We start from the raw sequence: 3,992 nt of genomic DNA on the forward strand, positions 1-3,992 counted from the left end.
ACTACCGCATGCAGTTCAAGCGTGACGTGGTGATCGATCTGGTCTGCTACCGTCGTCGCGGTCACAACGAGGCCGACGAGCCGAGCGGCACCCAGCCTCTGATGTATCAGCAGATCACCAAACAGCGCACCACTCGTGAGCTGTACGCTGATCGTCTGATTCAGGACGGGACCCTCGACGCCGACCGCGTTCAAGCCAAGGTTGATGAATATCGCAACGCGCTGGACAACGGTCTGCACGTAGTGAAAAGCCTGGTCAAAGAGCCGAACAAAGAGTTGTTCGTGGACTGGCGTCCGTATCTGGGCCACGCCTGGACTGCGCGTCACGACACGCGTTTCGATCTGAAGACCCTGCAAGAACTGTCCGCCAAACTGCTGGAAATTCCAGAAGGTTTCGTGGTTCAGCGTCAGGTCGCGAAGATCTACGAAGACCGTCAGAAAATGCAAGCCGGCGGCCTGCCGATCAACTGGGGTTACGCCGAAACCATGGCGTACGCGACCCTGGCGTTCGAAGGTCACCCGATCCGCATGACGGGTCAGGACATCGGTCGCGGTACGTTCTCGCACCGTCACGCTGTTCTGCACAACCAGAAAGATGCCGGCACTTACGTTCCGCTGCAGCACCTGTACGACGGTCAGCCTCGTTTTGACCTGTACGACTCGTTCCTGTCGGAAGAAGCGGTATTGGCGTTCGAATACGGTTACTCGACTACCACGCCAAATGCGCTGGTCATCTGGGAAGCCCAGTTCGGCGACTTCGCCAACGGTGCACAGGTCGTAATTGACCAGTTCATCACCAGTGGCGAGCACAAGTGGGGCCGTCTCTGCGGTCTGACCATGCTGCTGCCGCACGGCTACGAAGGCCAGGGCCCGGAGCACTCCTCCGCACGTCTTGAGCGTTACCTGCAACTGTGCGCCGAGCACAACATTCAGGTAGCGGTACCGACTACGCCAGCACAGATCTACCACTTGCTGCGTCGTCAGGTGATCCGTCCGCTGCGCAAGCCGCTGATCGTGCTGACTCCGAAGTCGTTGCTGCGTCACAAACTGGCCATCTCGACCCTGGAAGATCTGGCCGAAGGTTCGTTCCAGACCGTGATCCCGGAAATCGATGTTCAAGACCCGAAAAAGGTCGAGCGTCTGGTTCTGTGTAGCGGCAAGGTCTACTACGACCTGCTGGAAAAACGCCGTGCCGAAGGCCGTGACGATATCGCCGTCGTGCGTATCGAGCAGCTGTATCCATTCCCTGAGGACGACTTGAACGAAGTCCTGGCTCCGTACACCAACCTGAAACACATTGTCTGGTGTCAGGAAGAGCCGATGAACCAGGGTGCCTGGTACTGCAGCCAGCATCACATGCGCCGCATCGTTGGCAATCACGACAAGTCTCTCGTACTTGAGTACGCGGGCCGTGATGCTTCTGCTGCACCTGCTTGTGGTTACGCATCGATGCACGCCGAGCAGCAGGAAAAACTGCTGCAAGACGCGTTTACCGTTTAACGCCTTCGCACCTGAAACCGAATTTTTAAGGACTCACAGATAATGGCTATCGAAATCAAAGCCCCGTCATTTCCGGAATCGGTTGCCGACGGCACCGTTGCTACCTGGCACAAAAAACCAGGCGACGCTGTAAAGCGTGACGACCTGATTGTCGACATCGAAACCGACAAGGTTGTTCTGGAAGTGTTGGCCGAAGCTGACGGCGTGTTGGGCGCAATCGTTGCCAACGAAGGCGACACCGTTCTGTCCAACCAGATCCTCGGCTCGATCGAAGCGGGCAGCGCTGCTGCCGCTGCTCCGGCTGCCGCTGCTGCTCCGGCCGCTGCCGCCGCACCTGCTGCTGCCGAAGGCGAAGATGATCCTGTTGCTGCACCGGCTGCTCGCAAGCTGGCTGAAGAAAACGGCATCAACATCGCTTCCGTTGCCGGCACCGGCAAGGGTGGTCGTGTGACCAAGGAAGACGTGGTTGCAGCTGTTGCCGCGAAGAAAGCCGCTCCGGCTGCCGCACCTGCCAAGGCTGCTGCTCCGTCGGCCGCTGCTCCAGTGTTCGCTGCTGGCGACCGCGTCGAGAAGCGCGTACCGATGACCCGCGTTCGTGCAACCGTTGCCAAGCGTCTGGTTGAAGCTCAATCGAACATGGCGATGCTGACCACTTTCAACGAAGTCGACATGACCGAAGTCATGGCTCTGCGTTCGAAGTACAAGGACCTGTTCGAGAAGTCCCACAACGGCGTACGCCTGGGCTTCATGTCGTTCTTCGTCAAAGCAGCGACCGAAGCGCTGAAACGCTTCCCGGCCGTGAACGCGTCGATCGACGGTGCAGACATCGTTTACCACGGTTACGCCGACGTTGGTGTTGCTGTTTCCAGCGACCGCGGTCTGGTGGTTCCGGTTCTGCGTAACGCCGAACTGATGAGCCTGGCTGAAATCGAAGGCGGCATCGCCACCTTCGGCAAGAAAGCCCGTGACGGCAAACTGTCGATGGACGAGATGACCGGTGGTACCTTCACCATCACCAACGGTGGTACCTTCGGTTCGATGATGTCGACCCCGATCGTCAACCCGCCGCAAGCGGCTATCCTGGGCATGCACAACATTCTGCAGCGTCCTATGGCGATCAACGGTCAGGTCGTTATCCGTCCGATGATGTACCTGGCTCTGTCCTACGATCACCGTCTGATCGATGGCAAAGAAGCTGTAACCTTCCTGGTGACCATCAAGAACCTGCTGGAAGATCCGGCTCGTCTGTTGCTGGATATCTGATAGAAGCAGTCACGAGCTGCAAGTTTCAAGCTGCAAGCAAAGGCAGCTTGGCTTGCAGCGCGCGGCTTGAAGCTTTTCGCTAAAGAGGAATTTTTGAATGTCGCAGAAATTTGACGTAGTAGTGATCGGTGCTGGCCCTGGCGGCTACGTGGCTGCCATCAAGGCCGCCCAGTTGGGTCTGACCACTGCCTGCATCGAGAAGTACACCGACGCTGAAGGCAAACAAGCCCTCGGCGGTACCTGCCTGAACGTCGGCTGCATTCCGTCCAAGGCGCTGCTCGACAGCTCCTGGAAGTACAAGGAAGCCAAAGAAAGCTTCAACGTTCACGGTATCTCCACCGGCGAAGTCAAAATGGACGTCGCAGCGATGGTTGGCCGCAAGGCTGGCATCGTCAAGAACCTGACCGGCGGTGTTGCCACCCTGTTCAAGGCCAACGGCGTTACTTCGATCCAGGGCCACGGCAAACTGCTGGCTGGCAAGAAAGTCGAAGTCACCAAGCCTGACGGTTCGGTTGAAATCATCGAAGCTGAAAACGTCATCCTGGCTCCAGGTTCGCGTCCGATCGACATTCCACCGGCTCCGGTCGATCAGAACGTCATCGTCGATTCGACTGGCGCTCTGGAATTCCAGACCGTACCTAAGCGTCTGGGCGTGATCGGCGCTGGCGTGATCGGCCTGGAACTGGGTTCGGTCTGGTCGCGTCTGGGTTCTGAAGTGGTTGTCCTGGAAGCTCTGGACACTTTCCTGATGGCAGCGGACACCGCTGTTTCCAAGGAAGCGCTGAAAACCCTGACCAAACAGGGTCTGGACATCAAACTGGGCGCTCGCGTGACCGGCTCGAAAGTGAACGGCAACGAAGTTGTCGTGAACTACACCGATGCCAACGGCGAACAGACCATCACTTTCGACAAGCTGATCGTAGCCGTTGGTCGCCGTCCGGTGACCACTGATCTGCTGGCTTCCGATAGCGGCGTGACCCTCGACGAGCGTGGTTTCGTGCACGTTGACGATCACTGCGCGACCACCGTACCGGGCGTTTTCGCCATCGGTGACGTGGTTCGCGGCATGATGCTGGCTCACAAGGCTTCGGAAGAAGGCATCATGGTTGTCGAGCGCATCAAGGGCCACAAAGCCCAGATGAACTATGACCTGATCCCTTCGGTTATTTATACTCACCCGGAAATCGCGTGGGTTGGCAAAACCGAGCAGGCCTTGAAAGCTGATGGCGT

The 3,992-nt window shown here is 58.0% G+C and carries 3 protein-coding genes; all 3 read left to right on the plus strand.

The window, feature by feature from the left end:
* The coding region (locus ACIOZM_RS31295) for a 2-oxoglutarate dehydrogenase E1 component (protein ID WP_401221454.1) at positions 1 to 1,499 on the plus strand (1,499 nt) is incomplete at its 5' end.
* A 42-nt stretch (positions 1,500 to 1,541) separates the two neighbouring features.
* On the plus strand, positions 1,542 to 2,762 hold the full coding sequence (odhB, locus tag ACIOZM_RS31300; protein ID WP_401221457.1) for a 2-oxoglutarate dehydrogenase complex dihydrolipoyllysine-residue succinyltransferase: 1,221 nt from the start codon (positions 1,542 to 1,544) through the stop codon (positions 2,760 to 2,762).
* 97 nt (positions 2,763 to 2,859) lie between these two features.
* A partial coding sequence (gene lpdA, locus ACIOZM_RS31305) for a dihydrolipoyl dehydrogenase (RefSeq protein ID WP_401221460.1) occupies positions 2,860 to 3,992 on the plus strand: 1,133 nt, incomplete at its 3' end.

Source organism: Pseudomonas sp. NPDC087346 (assembly GCF_044744235.1).
Lineage (GTDB): Bacteria > Pseudomonadota > Gammaproteobacteria > Pseudomonadales > Pseudomonadaceae > Aquipseudomonas.

Excerpts from the sequence above, each read along its gene's own strand:
- odhB (WP_401221457.1), top strand. The coding sequence starts at position 1,542 with ATGGCTATCGAAATCAAAGCCCCGTCATTTCCGGAATCGGTTGCCGAC.